Source organism: Agrobacterium sp. ST15.16.055, from assembly GCF_027956555.1.
Classification (GTDB): domain Bacteria; phylum Pseudomonadota; class Alphaproteobacteria; order Rhizobiales; family Rhizobiaceae; genus Agrobacterium; species Agrobacterium salinitolerans.
On sequence record NZ_JAQKGN010000014.1, the window covers coordinates 1 to 18,853 of the forward strand.

The 18,853-nt window shown below is 57.6% G+C and carries 20 protein-coding genes and 1 tRNA gene; 13 read left to right on the forward strand and 8 right to left on the reverse strand.

What is annotated here, in order from left to right; all coding sequences use genetic code 11:
* Positions 1 to 171: 171 nt before the first annotated feature.
* Both PL599_RS17925 and PL599_RS17930 read right to left on the reverse strand, forming a co-directional pair.
* On the reverse strand, positions 172 to 489 hold the full coding sequence (locus PL599_RS17925; protein ID WP_269824858.1) for a hypothetical protein: 318 nt from the start codon (positions 487 to 489) through the stop codon (positions 172 to 174).
* 72 nt (positions 490 to 561) lie between these two features.
* The gene (locus tag PL599_RS17930; RefSeq protein WP_269824859.1) at positions 562 to 1,974 is read right to left on the reverse strand and encodes an aminotransferase-like domain-containing protein; all 1,413 of its coding nucleotides are present in this window, start codon (positions 1,972 to 1,974) and stop codon (positions 562 to 564) included.
* A 115-nt stretch (positions 1,975 to 2,089) separates the two neighbouring features.
* Here PL599_RS17930 and PL599_RS17935 point away from each other — a divergent pair, with 115 nt between their 5' ends.
* Positions 2,090 to 2,965, forward strand: a complete 876-nt coding sequence (locus tag PL599_RS17935) for a DMT family transporter (RefSeq protein ID WP_269824860.1) — start codon at positions 2,090 to 2,092, stop codon at positions 2,963 to 2,965.
* A 27-nt stretch (positions 2,966 to 2,992) separates the two neighbouring features.
* Here the strand turns inward: PL599_RS17935 and PL599_RS17940 are convergent, their stop codons facing one another.
* The 4 genes from PL599_RS17940 to PL599_RS17955 form a co-directional block, all read right to left on the reverse strand.
* A complete protein-coding gene (locus tag PL599_RS17940; protein ID WP_269824861.1) occupies positions 2,993 to 4,105 on the reverse strand; it encodes a glycoside hydrolase family 25 protein in 1,113 nt (370 codons plus the stop codon).
* 178 nt (positions 4,106 to 4,283) lie between these two features.
* Entirely contained in the window at positions 4,284 to 4,472 is a 189-nt protein-coding gene (locus PL599_RS17945; RefSeq protein ID WP_059759498.1) for a YegP family protein, read from the reverse strand.
* Positions 4,473 to 4,530: 58 nt separating this feature from the next.
* Positions 4,531 to 5,256 carry a type 1 glutamine amidotransferase gene (locus tag PL599_RS17950; RefSeq protein WP_162520576.1) on the reverse strand — a complete coding sequence of 242 codons (726 nt, stop codon included), beginning with the start codon at positions 5,254 to 5,256 and terminating at the stop codon, positions 4,531 to 4,533.
* A gap of 135 nt (positions 5,257 to 5,391) precedes the next feature.
* Positions 5,392 to 5,841, reverse strand: a complete 450-nt coding sequence (locus tag PL599_RS17955) for a DoxX family protein (RefSeq protein ID WP_269824862.1) — start codon at positions 5,839 to 5,841, stop codon at positions 5,392 to 5,394.
* A gap of 145 nt (positions 5,842 to 5,986) precedes the next feature.
* Here PL599_RS17955 and PL599_RS17960 point away from each other — a divergent pair, with 145 nt between their 5' ends.
* Together PL599_RS17960 and PL599_RS17965 are read left to right on the forward strand one after the other, a co-directional pair.
* Positions 5,987 to 6,292, forward strand: a complete 306-nt coding sequence (locus PL599_RS17960) for a SelT/SelW/SelH family protein (RefSeq protein ID WP_077984498.1) — start codon at positions 5,987 to 5,989, stop codon at positions 6,290 to 6,292.
* 119 nt (positions 6,293 to 6,411) lie between these two features.
* Positions 6,412 to 6,498: transfer RNA gene (locus PL599_RS17965), tRNA-Leu, on the forward strand.
* 185 nt (positions 6,499 to 6,683) lie between these two features.
* On the opposite strand, the gene PL599_RS17970 is transcribed toward PL599_RS17965, so the two are convergent.
* On the reverse strand, positions 6,684 to 7,067 hold the full coding sequence (locus PL599_RS17970; protein ID WP_269824904.1) for a pilus assembly protein N-terminal domain-containing protein: 384 nt from the start codon (positions 7,065 to 7,067) through the stop codon (positions 6,684 to 6,686).
* A gap of 441 nt (positions 7,068 to 7,508) precedes the next feature.
* On the opposite strand from PL599_RS17970, the gene PL599_RS17975 reads away from it, so the two are divergent.
* The 9 genes from PL599_RS17975 (at position 7,509) to PL599_RS18015 (ending at position 16,421) form a co-directional block, all read left to right on the forward strand.
* The gene (locus PL599_RS17975) at positions 7,509 to 7,697 is read left to right on the forward strand and encodes a Flp family type IVb pilin (protein ID WP_269824863.1); all 189 of its coding nucleotides are present in this window, start codon (positions 7,509 to 7,511) and stop codon (positions 7,695 to 7,697) included.
* A 112-nt stretch (positions 7,698 to 7,809) separates the two neighbouring features.
* Positions 7,810 to 8,322, forward strand: coding sequence for an A24 family peptidase (locus PL599_RS17980; RefSeq protein ID WP_077984500.1), 513 nt, complete (start codon positions 7,810 to 7,812; stop codon positions 8,320 to 8,322).
* 126 nt (positions 8,323 to 8,448) lie between these two features.
* Positions 8,449 to 9,255, forward strand: a complete 807-nt coding sequence (gene cpaB / locus PL599_RS17985) for a Flp pilus assembly protein CpaB (protein WP_142913758.1) — start codon at positions 8,449 to 8,451, stop codon at positions 9,253 to 9,255.
* Positions 9,256 to 9,266: 11 nt separating this feature from the next.
* Entirely contained in the window at positions 9,267 to 10,838 is a 1,572-nt protein-coding gene (locus PL599_RS17990) for a type II and III secretion system protein family protein (protein ID WP_373692764.1), read from the forward strand.
* Between the two features lie 62 nt (positions 10,839 to 10,900).
* On the forward strand, positions 10,901 to 11,581 hold the full coding sequence (locus PL599_RS17995) for a CpaD family pilus assembly protein (RefSeq protein ID WP_269824864.1): 681 nt from the start codon (positions 10,901 to 10,903) through the stop codon (positions 11,579 to 11,581).
* 34 nt (positions 11,582 to 11,615) lie between these two features.
* Positions 11,616 to 12,899: an AAA family ATPase gene (locus PL599_RS18000; protein WP_269824865.1), complete on the forward strand. Its 1,284-nt coding sequence runs from the start codon at positions 11,616 to 11,618 to the stop codon at positions 12,897 to 12,899.
* A gap of 33 nt (positions 12,900 to 12,932) precedes the next feature.
* Positions 12,933 to 14,405, forward strand: a complete 1,473-nt coding sequence (locus tag PL599_RS18005) for a CpaF family protein (RefSeq protein WP_077984504.1) — start codon at positions 12,933 to 12,935, stop codon at positions 14,403 to 14,405.
* Positions 14,406 to 14,420: 15 nt separating this feature from the next.
* The gene (locus PL599_RS18010) at positions 14,421 to 15,425 is read left to right on the forward strand and encodes a type II secretion system F family protein (RefSeq protein WP_077984505.1); all 1,005 of its coding nucleotides are present in this window, start codon (positions 14,421 to 14,423) and stop codon (positions 15,423 to 15,425) included.
* Between the two features lie 9 nt (positions 15,426 to 15,434).
* The gene (locus PL599_RS18015; protein WP_137409591.1) at positions 15,435 to 16,421 is read left to right on the forward strand and encodes a type II secretion system F family protein; all 987 of its coding nucleotides are present in this window, start codon (positions 15,435 to 15,437) and stop codon (positions 16,419 to 16,421) included.
* Between the two features lie 45 nt (positions 16,422 to 16,466).
* Here the strand turns inward: PL599_RS18015 and PL599_RS18020 are convergent, their stop codons facing one another.
* Complete coding sequence (locus PL599_RS18020) at positions 16,467 to 17,177, reverse strand: tetratricopeptide repeat protein (RefSeq protein WP_332909364.1); 711 nt, start codon at positions 17,175 to 17,177, stop codon at positions 16,467 to 16,469.
* Positions 17,178 to 17,433: 256 nt separating this feature from the next.
* On the opposite strand from PL599_RS18020, the gene PL599_RS18025 reads away from it, so the two are divergent.
* On the forward strand, positions 17,434 to 18,828 hold the full coding sequence (locus PL599_RS18025) for a leucyl aminopeptidase family protein (RefSeq protein ID WP_269824867.1): 1,395 nt from the start codon (positions 17,434 to 17,436) through the stop codon (positions 18,826 to 18,828).
* Positions 18,829 to 18,853 lie beyond the last annotated feature (25 nt).

Sequence of the window (18,853 nt, forward strand, 5' to 3'; positions counted from 1 at the left end):
CGCCTGGGGATGAGGAAACGAGGCTCATCTTATCTCCCGTTCACCCGCAAAAGACGACAACAAAACGTCATCATCCCGAAAAAGAAAAAACCCGCCGAAAATATCGACGGGTTTGTCAGCGGTCTGACCGCCTGCCCTGAGGCAGACGGTTTTATTGTATGAGTAGGCTCGTTACGGCTGGGTCTGCGTGCCGCCCGTATTCGGGCTTGCCGGTGCAGTATCGTTCGCAGGCGGTGTTGCCGGAGCGGTCGGAGCCATGGGTGCCGGCGCCTGATCCGTTGCCGCAGGCGGCGTGGTGGAGGATGTCGTGGCCGGATCGGTGGTCGGGCCGCTCATCTGCGACCAGGCGAAAACGCCCACCAATACGACGACGATGATCGCCAACCACGGCACCCAGGACGACGACGTGCGGGCACGCGGTTCATTGCTGATATTCACTTCCGGACGAAGATCGCGGTCCGAACGCGGGTTGTTGGGATCGAATGTCATGGTGTTTCCTCCTCTTCATTCTGCGGAGAAAACGGCGTTCACGAGATTTTGTTCCGATTTGGCCCAGAACGCTTACGACCGACGAGGCTCAACCGCCTGCTGAAGCGCCTCCGCCAGCACCGTCATGACCTGCGGACCTGCCATTTGCGACACGTTGAAACGCATGAAACCGGACGCGCTCTGTGAGGAACTGAACACATTGCCGGGGGCCAGCACCACCTGCCGCGAAAGGGCGCGGCGCGCCACATCGGCGGCATCAACCCCGTCCGGCAGGCGGCACCACAAAAACATGCCCACCTGCGGTTCGATCCACGGCACACATCCAACCGACCTGAGACGCGCCGCCACCTCCGGCATCGCCGCCGCAAGACGCTGCCTGAGTGCCTCGACATGTTTGCGGTAGCTGCCATCGGTCAAAAGCGAGAGGATGAGCGCCGCCGAAAAATGCGTTCCGCCAAAAGTGGTGGCGATCTTGAGATCGGTTAGAGGGTCTACCCATGCCATGGGTGCTGCGATGAAACCGCACCGTACGGAGGCCGACAGGGTTTTTGAAAAACTGCCTATCTGGACGACGCGGTTCAGACCGTCAAAGGCAGCCAGCCGGGGCGCTGCCTGGGTTTCGAAATCGGCAAAAATATCATCCTCGATGATGGTCAGCCCCACCTGCTCGGCGAGCATCAGCAGGCGATGGGCGGAAACGGCGGAAAGCCTTGCGCCTGTCGGATTATGAATTGCGGAATTGGTGATATAAAGCCGGGGCTGATGGTCTTTCAGCGCCTGCTCGAAGAGTTCCAGGTCCGGTCCGGTCGGCGTATAGGGAACACCGACGATCTTTACCCTGTGCGCCCGCAAGAGGGCGTGGAAATTGAAGTAACACGGGTCATCGACAACAACCGTATCCCCCGGTTGCAGCAGGAAACGGCACAAAAGATCGATCGCCTGCGTGCCGGAGTCGGTGAGCATGATCTGGTTGAGGCCCGCCTGCACCCCGTGTTCGGCCAACCTGCGCGAGAGAAGCTGGCGCAGCGGCAACAGCCCCATCGGGCCACCATAATCCGTCAACAGGGCTGCGTCGGCGCGGGTAAGCCCGCGCATGGCTCGCCTCAACGCCTCCTGCGGCATCCACGATGTGGGAAGCCAGCCGCAACCGGGTTTGGCGAGAACGGAACTTTCATCCAGCGCCTGCCGTGAAACCCACAAAGGATCCACCGCCCTGTCCAGCTGCGGTTCGATATCGGCAAGCGACAGGGGCGCAAGCGGACCCGAAACGAAAAAACCGGAGCCGGGGCGCGAGCTTATCGTGCCATCGGCCACCAGCCGATCGTAGGCCTCGACAATGGTGGAGGTGGAAACCTGCATGGTCTTCGCCAGCGCCCTGACCGAGGGCAGGCGCGCGCCCGGCACGAGGCTGCGCGAGGCGATGCGTTGCCGCACACTTGCCATCACCTTTTCTATGCGCGTGCCCGCGGCAATCGGTCCGTCCACACTTCCTCCAACTGTACCGCTTGCGATACCATAACAGTTTATTGAAATTGTATATGATTGTCGCTGTTCCTGCTAGCCATTCCGGATCAAGAAAGGCAAAACGCAGGAGTTGACGATGGACAAGACGACGAGCGGCTGGCTGAGCGGCCTGACAGGCGTGCTGATATTCAGCGGTTCGCTGCCCGCGACGCGCATTGCGGTAACGGGTTTCGATCCGGTTTTCCTGACTGCCGCCCGCGCCAGCATTGCCGGCCTGCTGGCGCTGGCGCTGCTGTTTCTGTTCCGGCAAAGGCGCCCGGCGCGCGATGAGCTGACATCGCTTTTCATCGTCTCACTGGGTGTTGTGGTGGGCTTCCCGCTGCTCACAGCGCTGGCCCTGCGGCATGTTACCTCGGCGCATTCCATCGTTTTTGTGGGGCTCTTGCCGCTCGCAACGGCAATCTTCGCGGTGCTGCGCGGCGGAGAACGCCCACGCCCGGTGTTTTGGCTCTTTTCCTGCCTTGGAAGCGCGCTTGTTGCGGGGTTTTCCCTGTCGAATTCGTTTGCCGCCGGTGTCGAGGCCTCGCTTGCCGGCGACCTGCTGATGCTCGGGGCAATCATCGTCTGCGGGCTCGGCTATGCGGAGGGTGCTGCCCTTTCCCGCAAGCTGGGCGGCTGGCAGGTCATTTCCTGGGCGCTGGTTCTTTCCCTGCCGGTCATGCTGCCGCTTGCTTTCTTTACCGGGCCGGAAACGCTTGCCGGCATCGAGCCGCAGGCCTGGGCCGGCCTTGCCTATGTTTCCCTGTTCAGCATGCTGATCGGCTTCATCTTCTGGTATCGCGGACTGGCGCTTGGCGGCATCGCCGCCGTGGGCCAGCTGCAATTGCTTCAGCCCTTCTTCGGGCTGGCACTTGCCGCAACCCTGCTGCATGAGGAGGTGAGCCCGGCCATGATCGCCATTACGCTTGTGGTGGTTCTCTGTGTTGCAGGCGCGCGGAAATTCGCGCGCTGATGGCTGCCATCGTAAGCTCGAACGATGTCAGCTCGAACGACGCTCCACCCAGCGATGCCATGCGTCCTCGCTGCCGTTGAAGACGTTGAGATCGATGCGGCCATCGACGCCATGCGACAGGCCGGAACCGGAATATTGCCAGAACAGCCACTTGCGGCCGGGATACACCACGGACGGATGCTGGGCAACGGCGCGCAGCCAGAAGGGATAATCCTGGAATTCGCCCTTGAGGTTGTCCTTGTAAAAATCGGGCGCCGTATAAATGATCGGCCGCTGGCCGTAATGGCGCTCGAGCTTGTCCATGAAGACGCGCATCTTTTCCAGAACGCGCTCACGCGAATGGCGCATCTTGCAGCTCGATTCGCCGTTATATTCCACGTCAATGACAGGCGGCAGCGCATCTGGATCGCGCGGTACATTACGAATGAACCAGTCCGCCTGTTCGCTGGCGCTACGGCACCAGTAGAAGAAGTGGTAAGCACCGCGGCGAATACCCGCTTCCTTCGCGCGCTGCCAGTTGGTGCGGAACATCGGATCGAGATGATCGCCGCCATCCGTCGCCTTGATGAAGGCGAAATTGGCGCCGCGCGTGCGCAGCTGTGGCCAATTAATATTGGCCTGCCAACGGGATACGTCCACCCCGTGGACCTGAAAATGACGCGGCTGGACCCTGCCGAAATTGATCGGCTTGGCATCGCTGAAGCTGGAGCGGAAAATGCGTGAACGAACCTGCGCGCCGGCGCTCGCCGCCGGCGCCGCAGCCATGGCCAACTGGACCGGACGCTCCATCTGGTTGATCGTGGGGCGCTCCGCCGGCCGCACCATTCCCGCCGCCTGTGACGGAACCGGCAAACGGATTTCAGGTGCATTCTGCGTTAACGACGCCCTGGGGGTGACAGCGGAAAAGGCCTTGGGTTCGTCAGGCACCGGCCCGCCCCATGCCAGAACTTCCTGCCGTGGCTGGGCGGCGATGGCCTGGGTACCGACGCCTGCCTGCGGCACCGGCGCGGATGGCGTGACCGAACTCGTCGTTTCCTTTGAAGGCAAGCCCGCCATCAGGCTTTCCGGCCCGGAACTGGACGTGCAGCCTCCAAGCAGGAAGCAACCGAAGAAGAGTGCTGGCACAGCCGATGAACGCATGAGAACCCGTACGCAAAACAAATCGGGGGCGCTCTGATGCCGCCCGGAGACCTCGAAATACAAATGCTAACGGAAGATTATCAAAAAAGACTGAATCTTATCTTTACGTCGGCACCCGCCAATGCGCCCGTCATTTCTGGCAGGCGAAACGGATCGAATTCTCGCGCGGCGGCGCGGTTCAGGCCGTCATGGCGGTCAGATCGACAGTGTCGGCGCCGGGGGAATTTCTCTTGATCGATTCGATCGCATGGATGGCCGAAGCTTTTGCCTTGTATCCTTCCGACGAGAACATTGTTTCCCCGTTGGATGCCTTGAAGCGGAACCGGTATTCGCCGGCCTTGTCCTGGTAGATTTCAAATTTGTACATGATCTTTGCGTCTCCTTTCGCGCCGTAGTCCATCAGCCGCAACTCTGTTCGGCCTCGATCACTTTCGCAACGGAAAATCGGCGATCTGAATGAGCCGTACCCAGGCTCGAGCGATTTCCAGTCCGGCTGCATCCGCCATTTCTGCGCGCGGGCCACGATGGTCACGATAATTCCCCAGCCAGCCCGGGGACATTCTTTCGACGGAAGCAGGAAACGCCTGGCACCAGCCATCAACCACGGTGGTCGAGGCCTCGAAATGGAATTGCGTGCCATAGACTGCCCGGCCGATGCGAAAGGCCTGATTTCGTGTCGCGCCATTGGTCGCAAGCCGCGTGGCGTCCGGCGGAAGCGTAAATGTATCGCAATGCCACTGAAAAATAGGGAAGGTCTTTTCCAGCCCGGCCAATAGCGGATCGGACACGCCCTCTTCCGTCAGTGAGACATCCTGCCAACCGAATTCCGGCGGACCTGAGAGAATATTCTCTCCGCCATAGGCGCGCGCCAGCAACTGGCTGCCGAGGCACACACCCAAGACCGCCTTGCCAGCATCGCCAAAGGCTTTCATGAGAAGGGCGAGATCGGCAAGATAGGGATAAAGCGCATCGTCAAGCGCGTTCTGTTCGCCGCCCAGAACGACAAGCGCATCATGGTCGGCGGCATCCCTTGGGAGAGGCTCCCCCGCATAGGCGCGGATGACATGGATTTCCGCCGCCGCTTCTTGCAGCGCGACACCGAGCTGCCCATGCGGCGTACCCGCCATATTTTCTATAATTGCGACGCGCATGAAACCTCGTGGAGACGGCATGGATTCAACCGGCCAAAAGTGCCGATCAAATCCAGCTTCACCACGAGAAAAATCGATTTTCAAGAGCCGCAGCAACGTCCTTGTGACAATAGGTGGATTCTGAAGCGATACGCCCTAGAATTCACGCGCCAGCTTGGCGTCTACCGAATGCCGGTTGCCGCCGCGAACGGCGAAGAACAGGAAAATCGCGGCCCACAGAATCGATTTTTCCGCGCCGCCCAGACCTTCCGCCTTTACGATGCCGTGAAAATAAACCGTTACCAGAAGAACGATCATGGCAGCAAAGGACGCAGGCCGTGTAAACAGGCCGATAGCGACCAGAATTCCTCCGAAAAATTCCGTGGCAGCAAGCAGCGGCGACCAGAAGACGCCTGGATAAAAGCCGAGGCTCTCCACCATGCCGACTGCGCCAAAAGGATTGACGATCTTGCCGACCCCATGGGTAACGAGAAGAAGTCCTGCCGTGACGCGCAGGATCGTCTCCACCAGATCATGCGTCGCATTATAAAGCGGTGCGACCGCCGGAACGAAAAGACGCTGAAGATTATTCTCGAACTGGGCCATAGGATCTCCACGTTGCAGCCTTCGACAGCTTCTCTGTTCGCAAAGCCGCATGGTAAGAACAAGGGTGCACCCGATAAAAACATGAGTGCTATAGTTGACATTATCGTGAGCATTATTCCTGCCAAGCAGCGAAGGAGACGTGAGGATGACCGAAACCAAACCCCGCATAACCATCCGCTATTGCACACAATGCAACTGGCTGCTTCGGGCAGGGTGGATGGCGCAGGAAATCCTGCAGACCTTCGCTTCTGATGTCGGCGAAGTCAGCCTCGTTCCCTCAACCGGCGGTCTGTTCGAGATCACCGTTAACGGTACGACCATATGGGAACGCAAACGCGATGGCGGTTTTCCCGGCCCAAAAGAACTCAAACAAAGAATCCGTGACATCATCGACCCGGAACGCGACCTCGGCCATGTGGACAGAACGAAGCACGAAGGCCTCGACACCTGACCCGGCGACATGTTTCAACAAGGCCAACCAAGTTTTTTCCCTTTAAAATCAATGATCGTCATAAAAGTTCAAAAAGTCTGTTGACACCGGGCGGCTGCCCTCGTACATCGCTCTCCGTCGCCCAGATGGCGGAATTGGTAGACGCGCCAGCTTCAGGTGCTGGTACTCGCAAGGGTGTGGAGGTTCGAGTCCTCTTCTGGGCACCATTCCATTTTTGATCTTAGCCAGATCAAATACTTAGCCGAAAAATAGCAACATATAGCCGACCGGAAAACGCCGGGGAGCGTGTTGCTTTTTCGCCTTCCCACCGATGGGAAAACCCGAAAGAAGGCCGCTCCCGTGTTACCGGAAGGCTGCCATACTGTCAGAATCTATGATTGATGTTACGGCGTTACGGCTGAGCGTCCTTGTCGCCGCTATTTTGCGAATGCTGTTCGCAATTCGGCGTACAGGACAGAACGGTTCGCTCCGTCTGGCGGAAAACACGCACCGTATTGCCCTCGTCGATGGAGACGAGAATCCGTTCGTCCACGATAGGATTGCCATCGGCATCCAGAAGCACGAGATTGGTCGTGCCAAAACTGCGGCCTGTCAGAACAATCGTGGTGGAATCGGCAACCGTGGCGTCTGCGACCTTGGAATTGCCGACGATAACCTTGCTCACGGGACGATCGAGGCGGAGAACACGGGCGTGATTCATCGACACGCGTAATAAATCTTCCTGAGCAAAAACAGGCAGCGCCGCTGCTCCAAGAATAGCGGACAAGCCGACCACGATTTTCGCCAGTTTTCCGGATGTCACGCTTTTGGCCCTTGCTCATTATCCGCACAATTTCTTTCACTAGAGAATGCGTGGTTTTAGTGAATGAAGCGTTAAATGGCTGAAATCCTCTAAGCAGACCATGGCCGTGTGTAACAAGATGATATTTTCATGTCTCTTGACACGCTCCAAAACTGAACATGTGCGCCCCTGTGAAACGACACTTGCAGGGAAGGGATAACCGGACAGGCTCAAAATACATTTGTTTATCAGCAAATATAAAAATACAGAAATTACTTTTCTTGTTTGTTTACCAAGAGAAACTCATCCTGCCGTTTACTTTGAGTTAATCGTTTTTTTTAAGCGCTTGGAAATCGCTCGGCTGTAGTTTGAACGCAACCGAACAACGGAGAACAGTTGTCGGCGTGCTGAACCAACACAAGTTAGGAGAGACCCATGACCAAAATTTTCGCTCGTTTCCTGAAAGACGAATCCGGTGCAACTGCCATTGAATACGGCCTGATTGCTGCGCTTATTTCCGTTGCGATCATTGGCGGTGCAACGACTGTCGGCACCCAGATCGGCACGCTGTTCGAAAACCTTGGCGACAAGATGACGGAAGCCGCCACTAAGTCTGGTGAGTAAAAGCTAAGAAACTTCGGGGTGGCCGCCCTACAAAGGGCGGCCATCTTTTGTATTTTTAGTCATCTGAATATCAGTCATCACCACTACACCCATATTCTGGGGAGGCGAATTTATGGTTGTCGCAGCAATCTTTTTAACTTTGCCTTTGTGCCTGACGTTTGCTGCGCTGAACGATCTGTTCAGCATGACAATACCTAACCGCATACCGCTGGTGTTGTTGCTAAGTTTTATAGTAGTTGCCCCCTTCACCGGCATGGGATGGCAGACCTTGGCAATGAGTCTTTTGGCCGCCGCCATCGTTTTTTTTGCCTGTTTTGCGCTTTTTGCCGCCAATGTCATGGGCGGAGGCGACGCTAAGCTCCTGACAGCCGCGGCATGCTGGTATGGTTTCAACATATCGCTCATAGAATTCTTGCTCGGCGTCGCTTTCCTTGGCGGCTTCCTTACGATCGGCATTTTGCTTCTGCGCTCGCGGTCACAACAAATCATGGCGGCTGGTATGCCCATCCCGGATTCGCTCCTGGTCGCGAAAAAAGTTCCCTACGGCATCGGCATCGCCGTCGCCGGGCTGATGACCTATGGCGAAGCACCGCTCGTTAAAGCCGCGATTGCCAGTCTTTCCTAGATAATTGCTACTCAGCCTTGCTTTAATAGCCCGTTAACCACGAATCCAAGCATACTATTAACCATAATTATACCAATCGCGCGCCATCCTGACGGGAGCAGAATCTGATTCCCTCAAGGATCGAGCATGAAACCGTCGCGTATCGTCATTCTTTCCGTTGCCCTGGTGGCCGCCGGTCTTGCCGGCCTTGTTGCCATGCAGATTTCCGGTGCCAAGCAGGTCATCGAGAAAGCGGAAACGATCATCCAGAAAGAACCGACGGTCAACGTTCTCGTCTCTTCGGTCAACCTGCCCGTCGGCAGCCGCCTGAACGACAGCTCCGTGCGCTGGACACCCTGGCCACAGGGCAATGTGGTCGACAGTTTCATCACGGAAGCGAAAAGGCCAGACGCCATCACCGAACTCGCGGGCGCTGTCGTCCGGCTGCCTCTCTTCGAAGGTGAGCCGATCCGGCCGGAAAAAGTGGTCGATTCCAGCACGCGCATCATGTCCTCCCTTTTGCCGGCCGGAAAACGCGCCGTCGCCACCGAGATTTCCGTCTCGACAGGTGCAGGCGGTTTCGTGCTGCCGAACGACCGGGTCGATGTGATCATGGTCCGCAAGGGCGAAAACAATAACTTTCTGACCGAAAATGTTTTGAACAATGTCCGTGTCCTGGCGATCGATCAGCAGATCAAGGAAGGCGAGGACGGAACGTCGGCGGTTGTCGGCGCAACCGCTACGCTCGAACTGACCCCGGAACAGGCGAAGATCATCACAGTGGCGCAACAGATGGCGGATCGTCTCACGCTCGCCTTGCGCTCCGTCGCCGATGCACAGGAAAACGATACGCTTTCGGCCGGCCATCTTCTCAGCGGAAGCTCCGGGCAGCCGGAAATTCAGGTAATCAAATCCGGCTCGATCGTGAAGAGCGGTCAAGGAGCTTCACAATGACCGGGGGGCTCATGACAAACCGTCTCAAACAACACCTGCGTTCATCGATGGCGGGTGGGCTCGCATTCTGCCTTGCCTTTTCAGGCATCCCCGGCCAGCACTCCCCCAAATTTCTGCGTTTCAGCGAAGCAGAGGCGCAAAGCGCAAGCGTCGTGCGGATCACCGAAAGCGGTGCCGGCACTCGCAAACGCTTGAAACTGGGTTTAAACAAGGCGCTGGTTATCGACCTGCCTGAAGATGCTCACGATATCCTTGTTGCCGATCCGAGCCTTGCCGATGCCGTGACCCGCACGTCCAGACGAATCTATCTCTTCGGTAAAACGGTCGGTCAGACCAATATTTTCATTTTCGGTGACGGCGGCAGGGAAATCGTCAGCCTCGATCTGGAGGTGGAGCGCGATATTTCCGGGCTTGAGGCCAATATTCGCCGCTTCATTCCCGAGTCTGACATCAAGGTGGAAATCGTTTCGGACAATATCGTTCTGACGGGATCGGTGCGCACACCGCAGGACTCCGCACGCGCCGTGCAGCTGGCGGACGCCTTTCTAAAGGGCGGTGAGGCCACCACACGCAACATATCGCTGACGGGCGGCGACAATGGTGGCGATGCGGCGATTTTTGCCGAGCGCCGGCAAGTATCGCAAATCGTCAATATGTTGACGATTGAGGGTGAAGATCAGGTGACGCTGAAGGTCACCGTTGCCGAAGTCAGCAGACAGGTTCTGAAGCAACTCGGCTTCAACGGGTCGATCGGCAGTACAACGAGCGGCAATGGTTTCGAATTCGCAAATCCGTCCAATCTCGGCAACGCGATCGATGGAGCGTCCCGGATCGCCAGTGGTGCGATTGGTTCTGGCTCCCTCAGATTCGCTTCCTACCTCAACGCCATGGAGCAGGCCGGCGTCATGCGCACCCTGGCAGAGCCGAGCCTGACAGCCATTTCCGGCGAGCAGGCCAAATTTTACGTGGGCGGTGACTTCCGACTTGCCGCTACACAAGAAATCGAGATTGATAACGAGACGAAACAGCCGAGCAAAGTTATACGCGAGACACAGACGGTAGACTACGGCATCACCTTGAACTTCAAGCCGGTGGTGCTTTCACCAGGCAGAATAAGTCTCAAGATCGAGACCAATGTCTCCGAACCCACCTATGAAGGCAATGTCGTCACCGGTAATTACGGGCGGGGCGTTCCAGGCTCGACCTATATGTCCGTGCGCAAGCGCGAGACCTCCACGACGGTCGAACTTCCCTCGGGAGGATCAATCGTGATCGCGGGCCTTGTCCAGGACAATGTCAGGCAAGCCATGTCCGGGCTGCCGGGCATCTCGAAAATTCCTATCTTCGGTACGCTTTTCCGCAGCAAGGACTTCCTGCGCAACGAAACGGAACTGGTCATCATCGCGACGCCCTATCTGGTACGGCCCGTCGCGCGCAACCAGATCGCCCGGCCGGATGACAACTTCAACCCGGAAAACGATGCCGCCATGTATTTCATGAACCGCGTCAACAAGGTCTATGGCCGCAAGGACCAGGTCCAGGCGGCGCCATACCAAGGCTCCGTGGGGTTCATCTACAAATGACGACGAGTTCCGCCAATTCCCAACCCGATCTCGCAGCAAGTCCGGACCGCGCAGGTGACATCATGCACGCAAACACTCACCGCCCTTTCGCAAAACAGATCGGCCTTGCGGCTGTCGTCGCTGTTGTCGCTGGGTTGCTACACGGCTGCGCCCGTGACCCCATGACGACCAACGCGATCCCCGATGACTATCGCACCCGCCACCCGATTACGCTGTCCGAAGCCGAGCACTCGCTCGACATACCCGTTTCTGCCGGCGATAGCCGCTTGACCACTGCGATGGCAGACAATGTCCGTGGTTTTGCCCAGAATTATGCATCCATGTCGACGGGCATAGTCAACATTCAAATACCTTCCGGCTCCGCCAACTCCGCGGCGGCATCACGAATGGCAAAACAGATTCGCTCAGCGCTTTCGGGTGCGGGTGTGGCGCCAGGAAAAATCATGCAGACGAACTATGCCGCCTCCCCGAATGGCGACGCCGCGCCCATCCGCCTGAGCTATGTTGCGGTTACCGCCATGACTGGCCAGTGCGGCCAATGGCCCGAGGACCTCTCGGATAATACCTTCGCCAACAAGAACTGGTACAATTTCGGATGCGCGTCCCAGAGCAATCTCGCAGCGCAGATCGCCAATCCCATGGATCTCGTCGGCCCGCGCGGCATGAGCCCGATCGATGCCGAACGCCGGGCGGTGGTCATCGATACCTATCGCAGCGGTACTTCGACGGCACCGACAAACTGATGCAGATCCACGATTTCTCACGGCAGGAAAAACAATGAGCGCTGTAGAGTACGATATCAAGCCAAGCGGCGGCACAGAAGCCGAACCGCCCGTGCGCGCTTCGGATATGGACCACCTGCGGCCCCTGCCCCGCATTTCCGTTCACGCTTTCTGCGTCAGCGACAATATGCAAGGTGTCATGGACGCATTGTCCAGCGACCGGCGCATGAGCAAGGTAACCCTGCGGGTGACCAAAGGTGACATCAATGCGGCAGCCACGATGTTTTCCACGTCACCCACACCCAATCTCATCATTCTCGAAACAGCAAGCTCACCCGCCTCACTGCTGGACGATCTCGCGCCTTTGGCGGAGGTTTGCGATCCCTCCACGCGTGTCATCATCGTCGGCCGGCACAATGACATAACGCTCTATCGCGATCTCATCCGCAACGGCATCTCCGAATATCTCGTCGCCCCGGTCAATATGGCCGATCTCCTGGGTTCGATCGCCGCGATCTTCGTCGATCCGGAAGCGGAGCCGCTCGGCCGCAACATCGCCTTCATTGGCGCCAAGGGCGGTGTGGGCTCGTCCACCATCGCGCACAATTGCGCCTTTGGTATTTCCAGTCTTTTTTCCACGGAAACCATTCTAGCTGATATGGACCTTGCCTACGGAACGGCGAATATCGATTTCGATCAGGACCCTGCCCAAGGCATGGCTGAAGCGGTCTTTTCGCCGGAGCGGCTGGACGAGGTGTTTCTCGACCGCCTTCTGACGAAATGTTCCGATCATTTGTCGCTTCTGGCAGCGCCGTCTCTTCTCGACCGCACCTACGATCTCGATCGTCAAGCCTTTCTGCCGATCCTCGAGGTTTTGCAGCGCAGCGCCCCGGTTGCGGTTCTCGATCTTCCCCACCAATGGTGCGACTGGACGCAGGCAGTCCTTGCGGAAGCCGATGAGGTGGTCATAACGGCCGTTCCCGATCTCGCAAACCTGCGCAATACGAAAAATCTCTTCGACGCGCTGATAAAGCTGAGACCCAACGATAAATTGCCGCATCTCGTTCTCAATCAGGTCGGCATGCCCAAACGTCCGGAAATCGCGCCGGCGGATTTCCTTGAGCCGCTTGAAATCGAACCGATCGCGATCATCCCGTTCGACGCATCATTATTCGGAAATGCCGCCAATAGCGGCCGAATGATCAGCGAGATGGATGAAAAATCGCAAATAGCGGAAACCTTCTCGCAAATCGCCCACACCATCACAGGCCGCTCCGTGCTGCGCAAAAGCAGGCGCGGCGGTCTCGAAAAACTGAAGAATATTCTCAAGCGCAAGTAGGTCTTTTGCCTGCGCCCTTAGACGGAAACGCCGATGTTCGGAAAACGCGGGCCTGAGGGCCCAGCCAGAAGCACGAAGCCGGAACCTGTTGCACCTGTACATATGCAGGCGGTGACGGCGCCTGAACCTCGTTCTGCTGCGATTGACACTCTTGAACCCGGCCAATCGCCGGCAATGCGTCAGGCGACCGCAAGCGTACCGCCGGCACAGAAAAAACGCGCCCGCACGGAAGATTACTACAATACCAAGAGCCAGGTATTTTCCGCACTTATCGATACGATCGACCTTTCGCAACTCGCCAAGCTCGACGCGGAGAGCGCGCGCGAGGAAATTCGCGATATCGTCAACGATATTATCACGATCAAGAATTTCGCCATGTCGATCGCCGAGCAGGAAGAGCTGCTCGAAGATATCTGCAATGATGTTCTTGGTTACGGGCCGCTGGAGCCTCTCCTCGCTCGCGATGATATCGCCGATATCATGGTCAACGGTTCCGGCCAGACCTTCATCGAAGTCGGCGGTAAAACCATCGAATCCGATATTCGTTTTCGTGACAATGCGCAGTTGCTTTCCATCTGCCAGCGCATCGTTAGCCAGGTTGGCCGACGGGTGGATGAGTCGAGCCCGATATGCGACGCGCGCCTACCGGACGGATCGCGTGTCAACGTCATCGCGCCGCCGCTCGCCATCGACGGTCCGGCGTTGACGATCCGAAAATTCAAGAAGGACAAGCTGACACTCGACCAGCTGGTGCGTTTCGGAGCGATTACGCCGGAAGGTGCGACATTGCTCAAGATTATCGGTCGCGTCCGCTGCAATGTCGTCATTTCGGGCGGCACCGGCTCCGGCAAGACCACGCTTCTCAATTGCCTGACGAGCTTCATCGACAGGGATGAACGTGTCATCACCTGCGAAGACACCGCCGAACTGCAGCTGCAGCAACCGCATGTGGTGAGGCTCGAAACACGTCCGCCGAATATCGAAGGAGAAGGCGAGATCACCATGCGCGATCTCGTCAAGAACTGCCTTCGCATGCGGCCCGAACGCATCATCGTCGGCGAAGTGCGCGGACCGGAAGTTTTCGACCTTCTCCAGGCCATGAACACCGGTCACGACGGTTCGATGGGCACGCTGCACGCCAATACGCCGCGCGAATGCCTCAGCCGTATCGAATCGATGATCGCCATGGGCGGCTTCACCCTGCCGGCCAAGACCGTGCGTGAAATCATCTCAGGCTCGATCGATGTCGTCATTCAGGCGGCGCGTCTGCGCGACGGCTCGCGCCGGATAACGCAGATCACGGAAGTGATCGGCATGGAAGGCGATGTCATCGTCACCCAGGATCTGATGCGATACGAGATCGAAGGCGAGGATGCGCAGGGCAGGCTGATCGGCAGACACGTATCGACCGGTATCAGCAAGCCCAATTTCTGGGATCGTGCACGCTATTACGGTGAAGAAAAACGCCTGGCGGCCGCGCTCGATGAGATGGAAAAGACATCCTAAGGGAAAGCGACTGCCATGGACCCGACAATAGTGTTACTGGCCGTACTCGTCGCCATCTCGGCAGGAGCGCTCGCTTATGCGTTTCTTTTCCAGCAGATAGAGGTCGAAAAGAAGACCACCAGTCGTTTCAAGCGGGTGCGGGCCGCAGAGACGGATCACGCAAATATCAAAGCTGCGCGCGATCGGGTTCAAGAGCTCAGCAAGCGCCGCAAGTCCATGCAGGACAGCCTGCGGGACATGGAGAAGAAACAAAATGAAAAGGCGAAAAAAACAAAGAATGTCAGCCTGCGCGATAAACTGATGCAGGCTGGGCTGGTAATTTCCGTTCGGCAGTTCCACCTTCTGAGCCTTGGCGCGGCAGCTTGCGCCGCTTTTATTGCACTTATCTACGGTCTGTCGTTAATGACAGTTCTCTTCGTCGCCGCTGTTGCGGCCTTGGGATTGCCACGCTGGGTATTGGCTTTTCTCCTCAAGCGCCGGCAGAAAAAATTCCTCGAGGAATTCCCCAATGCGCTTGATGTCATGTGCCGCTCGATCAAGTCGGGTTTGCCGTTGAACGACGCGGTACGCCTGATCGCGTCAGATGGTCAGGAGCCGGTAAAGACAGAGTTTCAGCGAGTTGTCGATGCGCAGCAGGTTGGCATCGGGATTCCCCAAGGGATAGAGCGTATGATGCTGACCATGCCGCTTTTCGAAGTGAGTTTCTTCAGCATTGTCATCAATATCCAGGCACAGGCAGGCGGCAATCTGTCGGAGGCGTTATCCAACCTTTCAAAGGTGCTGCGCGACCGAAAAAAAATGCGCGCAAAAGTGAACGCCCTATCCATGGAAGCAAAAGCGTCTGCCGTCATTATCGGCGCATTGCCTTTCATCGTTATGCTGCTGGTGCACTTTACGTCACCTGACTATCTTTCAGTCCTGTTCACGGATATGCGCGGGCACATCATTCTGGGTGCATCTGGACTATGGATGCTCATAGGAATTTTCATCATGCGTCAAATGATCAATTTCGATATTTGAGGGTCATCAATGACAAGGAATCTCCTTTCAGACCTGACAAATCCGCAGACCATTATTGCGATTCTGGTAACAGTGGCAGTTTTCGCCACTCTTTATACGCTCATTACGCCTTTCTTCGAGCGAAAAGACTTTGCCAAGCGCATGAAAGCCGTATCGTCGGAGCGAGAACTCATTCGCAGCCGCGAGCGCGAGCGACTTGCGACAGCAACCAGAGACGGCAAGACCTCCCTGCGAGGCAACAACAATAAGTCCGCACGTCGAATCGTCGAAAAATTCAACCTCCGGGAAGCACTTGCCGACAAGAACACAATGAACAAGCTGCGAGCAGCCGGTTTTCGTTCGCAAAATGCGCTTAATACATTTCTCGCCGCCCGGTTCATCTTTCCGTTCATTTTCCTGGCCGTGGCATTCACCTGGGTTTTTATTCTCGGAAACCTGGCTGATCAGGCTTTTGTCGTTCAGCTGATGGCGGTGCTTCTTTTCGGCTATGTCGGCTTTTACGCCCCCAATATCTATGTTTCGAACCGCATGACCAAGCGACAGGCATCGATCAAACGGGCATGGCCGGATGCGCTTGACCTGATGCTGATCTGCATCGAATCCGGTGTATCGATGGAAGCCGCCATGCGCCGCGTAGCGGAAGAGATGGGCGAGCAGTCACCTGAACTCGCAGAAGAAATGATTCTGACGACAGCGGAATTGTCCTTCCTTCAGGACAGGCGTGTCGCTCTTGAGAATTTTGGTATGCGCACACAACTGGACGGTGTCAAAAGCGTGGTGCAGGCCCTTATCCAGGCGGAGCGGTACGGCACCCCCCTCGCCCAGGCCCTGCGCGTTCTCGCGCAGGAAGGCCGGGACGAGCGAATGAATGAAGCCGAGAAAAAGGCCGCAGCGTTGCCGCCCAAACTGACTGTACCGATGATAATATTCTTCCTGCCGGTTCTCATCGCCGTCATTCTCGGGCCTGCCGGCATTCGTGTCGCCGACACATTCTGACGACGAACCATCAGGGCGCGGCCCCTCTATGACTGCAAAAGCGTATCAACCGGCCGGCTTACCGTCCTTTTTCGCCAGTTGCTGCCAGGAGTTCTGCTGTGAAAGCATTGCGCGCAGATAGGTGAGATTTGCCTGCGCCTGTTGTGGCGAGAGTTCCTGAACCGCGATGCGCTCGGCTTCGGCAAAGCGGCCCTGTAGACCGACCACGAGCGCGAGGTTCTGGCGAACGCGGCTATCGGCGCCCGGCTGGGCGATGGCGGATTGCAGATATGTTTCGGCAGTGCGCGGATCGCTCGACAGGACGTAAGACATGCCGAGGTTGGACAATACACTCGGGTCGTTCGGCTTCAGGTCAAGCGCCTGCCTGTAGCGGGAACGCGCCTCGTTCGAACGTCCAAGCTGATCGAGCACGGCGCCCTCGGCGGAATAAAGCCGCCAGTCGGGCCGGTCCGGCGTCTGTGCCCGCTGGATGGTCGAAAGCGCCTGTTCCAGCTGGCCGGCAGCCGCCTGCGATTTGCCATAGGCGGCAAGCACATCACGGTCGGCCGGATTGGCGATGGCGATCTGCTGCATGACGGCGAGAGCCTGTGTGTTCTTGCCGGTCATCATCAGCACGCTGGCATAATTCATGCCCACCGATTTGTCCTTGGGATTGCGTTCATAGGCTTTGCCGGCGGTCTCTTCCGCCTGCCGAAGCTGCTCCATGTTCAGATGGTCGTAAGAACGCGTGGCCACGGGAATGGAGCCGGTGGACATACGATCGGGCTTGTTGGCGCCCGCGCATCCTGAAACCGCAAGAACCAATGCGGCAAGACATGCTCCCCGCAGCAACCCTGTCCGGCCTGTCTCGCCCAAAGAAAATGCAGTCATGGCAGCGCCCCCGCCCGAGAATGATCGATCTTGCGCCCGACACACGACAGACTCACATGACGCAACTTTCGCTTAAGCAATAATCTGTTAACCCTAACAGAGCGTTAATCGCACCGATTCTCGACATTTACGGAAGCATATAATGGCGCCCTATCAGTTCATCGAACGCCCGACCCCCTTCAGCTCCAAGGCCGGCAGCACATTGCCGGTTTTCGCCGTCACGCCGGCCCATATCGAACAGGGCGCCATCGACCCTGTCGCTCTGGATTGGGCGAAGAAGGCGGGGTTCAAGGCGGAGGCGGGCGCTATCCTCCTCGTTCCTTCCGCCGATGGTTCGCTGGGCGGCGTGCTTCTCGGCCTCGGCGGCAATCCCTCGGAAATCCCCTTCATCACCGGGAAACTCGCCCGTGAACTGCCGGAAGGCGAATGGCACATCGAGACCGCACCCCTGACGGCCAATCGGCTCGCTCTCGGTTTCGGCCTCGGCAGCTACCGCTTCGACAAATACAAGACCACCAAGGCGAACGGGGCAAAGCTCCTTATTCCGCAGGATGCGGAAGACGGCGAGATCAAGCGCGTTCTGGCCGGCGTTTTCCTTGCGCGCGATCTCATCAATGTTCCGGCCAACGATATGGGACCGGATGAGCTAGAGATTGCCTTCCGCGCGCTTGCCGCCCATTACAAGGCAAAGGTGAAGGTCACTACCGGCGATGATCTGCTCAAGGAAAACTTACCCCTGATCCATGCTGTCGGTCGGGCCAGCGAAAGCGCGCCGCGGCTTCTGGAGATGAGCTGGGGCAAGAAGGGCAATCCGCGCCTCACCCTTGTCGGCAAAGGCGTCTGCTTCGATACCGGCGGCCTCGATATCAAACCCGCCGCCTCCATGGCCTTGATGAAGAAGGATATGGGCGGTGCCGCCAATGTTCTCGGCCTTGCGCTGATGATCATGGATGCGAAGCTGCCGGTCGATCTTCGCGTGCTCGTTCCCGCCGTGGAAAACTCCATCTCCGCCAATGCCTTCCGTCCCGGCGATATCTATAAGAGCCGCAAGGGGCTGACGGTACAGATCGACAATACCGACGCCGAAGGTCGTCTCGTTCTGGCGGATGCGCTCGCTTATGCGGACGAGGATGCGCCGGACCTGATGATCGACATGGCGACGCTGACGGGTGCGGCGCGTGTCGCGCTCGGCCCGGATCTGCCGCCCTTCTACACCGATGACGAGGATCTGGCGCATGATATCGCGGAAGCCAGCATCGATACGGACGATCCGTTGTGGCGCATGCCGCTCTACATGGGCTACGACAAAGATATACGCTCGCGCGCAGCCGATATCACCAATGCGCCTTCGGGCGGCATGGGCGGATCGATCACCGCCGCCCTGTTCCTGAAACGTTTTGTCACCAATACCAGGCGCTGGGCGCATTTCGACATCTACGGCTGGTCGCTGAGTGAGCGTCATCATTCAGCGATTGGCGGGGAAGCACAGGGCATCCGCGCACTCTTCCACTACATCGCACATCAATTCGCGAAGTAATCTTCTGAACCCTGATCGGGGCTCG

Coding starts and splice junctions, on each gene's coding strand:
- PL599_RS17980 (WP_077984500.1), top strand. CDS start 7,810: ATGGTTGTCGCAGCAATCTTTTTAACTTTGCCTTTGTGCCTGACGTTT.
- PL599_RS17995 (WP_269824864.1), top strand. CDS start 10,901: ATGCACGCAAACACTCACCGCCCTTTCGCAAAACAGATCGGCCTTGCG.
- PL599_RS17955 (WP_269824862.1), bottom strand. CDS start 5,841: ATGGCCCAGTTCGAGAATAATCTTCAGCGTCTTTTCGTTCCGGCGGTC.
- cpaB (WP_142913758.1), top strand. CDS start 8,449: ATGAAACCGTCGCGTATCGTCATTCTTTCCGTTGCCCTGGTGGCCGCC.
- PL599_RS17940 (WP_269824861.1), bottom strand. CDS start 4,105: ATGCGTTCATCGGCTGTGCCAGCACTCTTCTTCGGTTGCTTCCTGCTT.
- PL599_RS17975 (WP_269824863.1), top strand. CDS start 7,509: ATGACCAAAATTTTCGCTCGTTTCCTGAAAGACGAATCCGGTGCAACT.
- PL599_RS17950 (WP_162520576.1), bottom strand. CDS start 5,256: ATGCGCGTCGCAATTATAGAAAATATGGCGGGTACGCCGCATGGGCAG.
- PL599_RS17990 (WP_373692764.1), top strand. CDS start 9,267: ATGACAAACCGTCTCAAACAACACCTGCGTTCATCGATGGCGGGTGGG.
- PL599_RS18015 (WP_137409591.1), top strand. CDS start 15,435: ATGACAAGGAATCTCCTTTCAGACCTGACAAATCCGCAGACCATTATT.
- PL599_RS17935 (WP_269824860.1), top strand. CDS start 2,090: ATGGACAAGACGACGAGCGGCTGGCTGAGCGGCCTGACAGGCGTGCTG.
- PL599_RS18010 (WP_077984505.1), top strand. CDS start 14,421: ATGGACCCGACAATAGTGTTACTGGCCGTACTCGTCGCCATCTCGGCA.
- PL599_RS18000 (WP_269824865.1), top strand. CDS start 11,616: ATGAGCGCTGTAGAGTACGATATCAAGCCAAGCGGCGGCACAGAAGCC.
- PL599_RS17925 (WP_269824858.1), bottom strand. CDS start 489: ATGACATTCGATCCCAACAACCCGCGTTCGGACCGCGATCTTCGTCCG.
- PL599_RS18005 (WP_077984504.1), top strand. CDS start 12,933: ATGTTCGGAAAACGCGGGCCTGAGGGCCCAGCCAGAAGCACGAAGCCG.
- PL599_RS17960 (WP_077984498.1), top strand. CDS start 5,987: ATGACCGAAACCAAACCCCGCATAACCATCCGCTATTGCACACAATGC.
- PL599_RS17945 (WP_059759498.1), bottom strand. CDS start 4,472: ATGTACAAATTTGAAATCTACCAGGACAAGGCCGGCGAATACCGGTTC.
- PL599_RS18025 (WP_269824867.1), top strand. CDS start 17,434: ATGGCGCCCTATCAGTTCATCGAACGCCCGACCCCCTTCAGCTCCAAG.
- PL599_RS18020 (WP_332909364.1), bottom strand. CDS start 17,177: ATGTCCACCGGCTCCATTCCCGTGGCCACGCGTTCTTACGACCATCTG.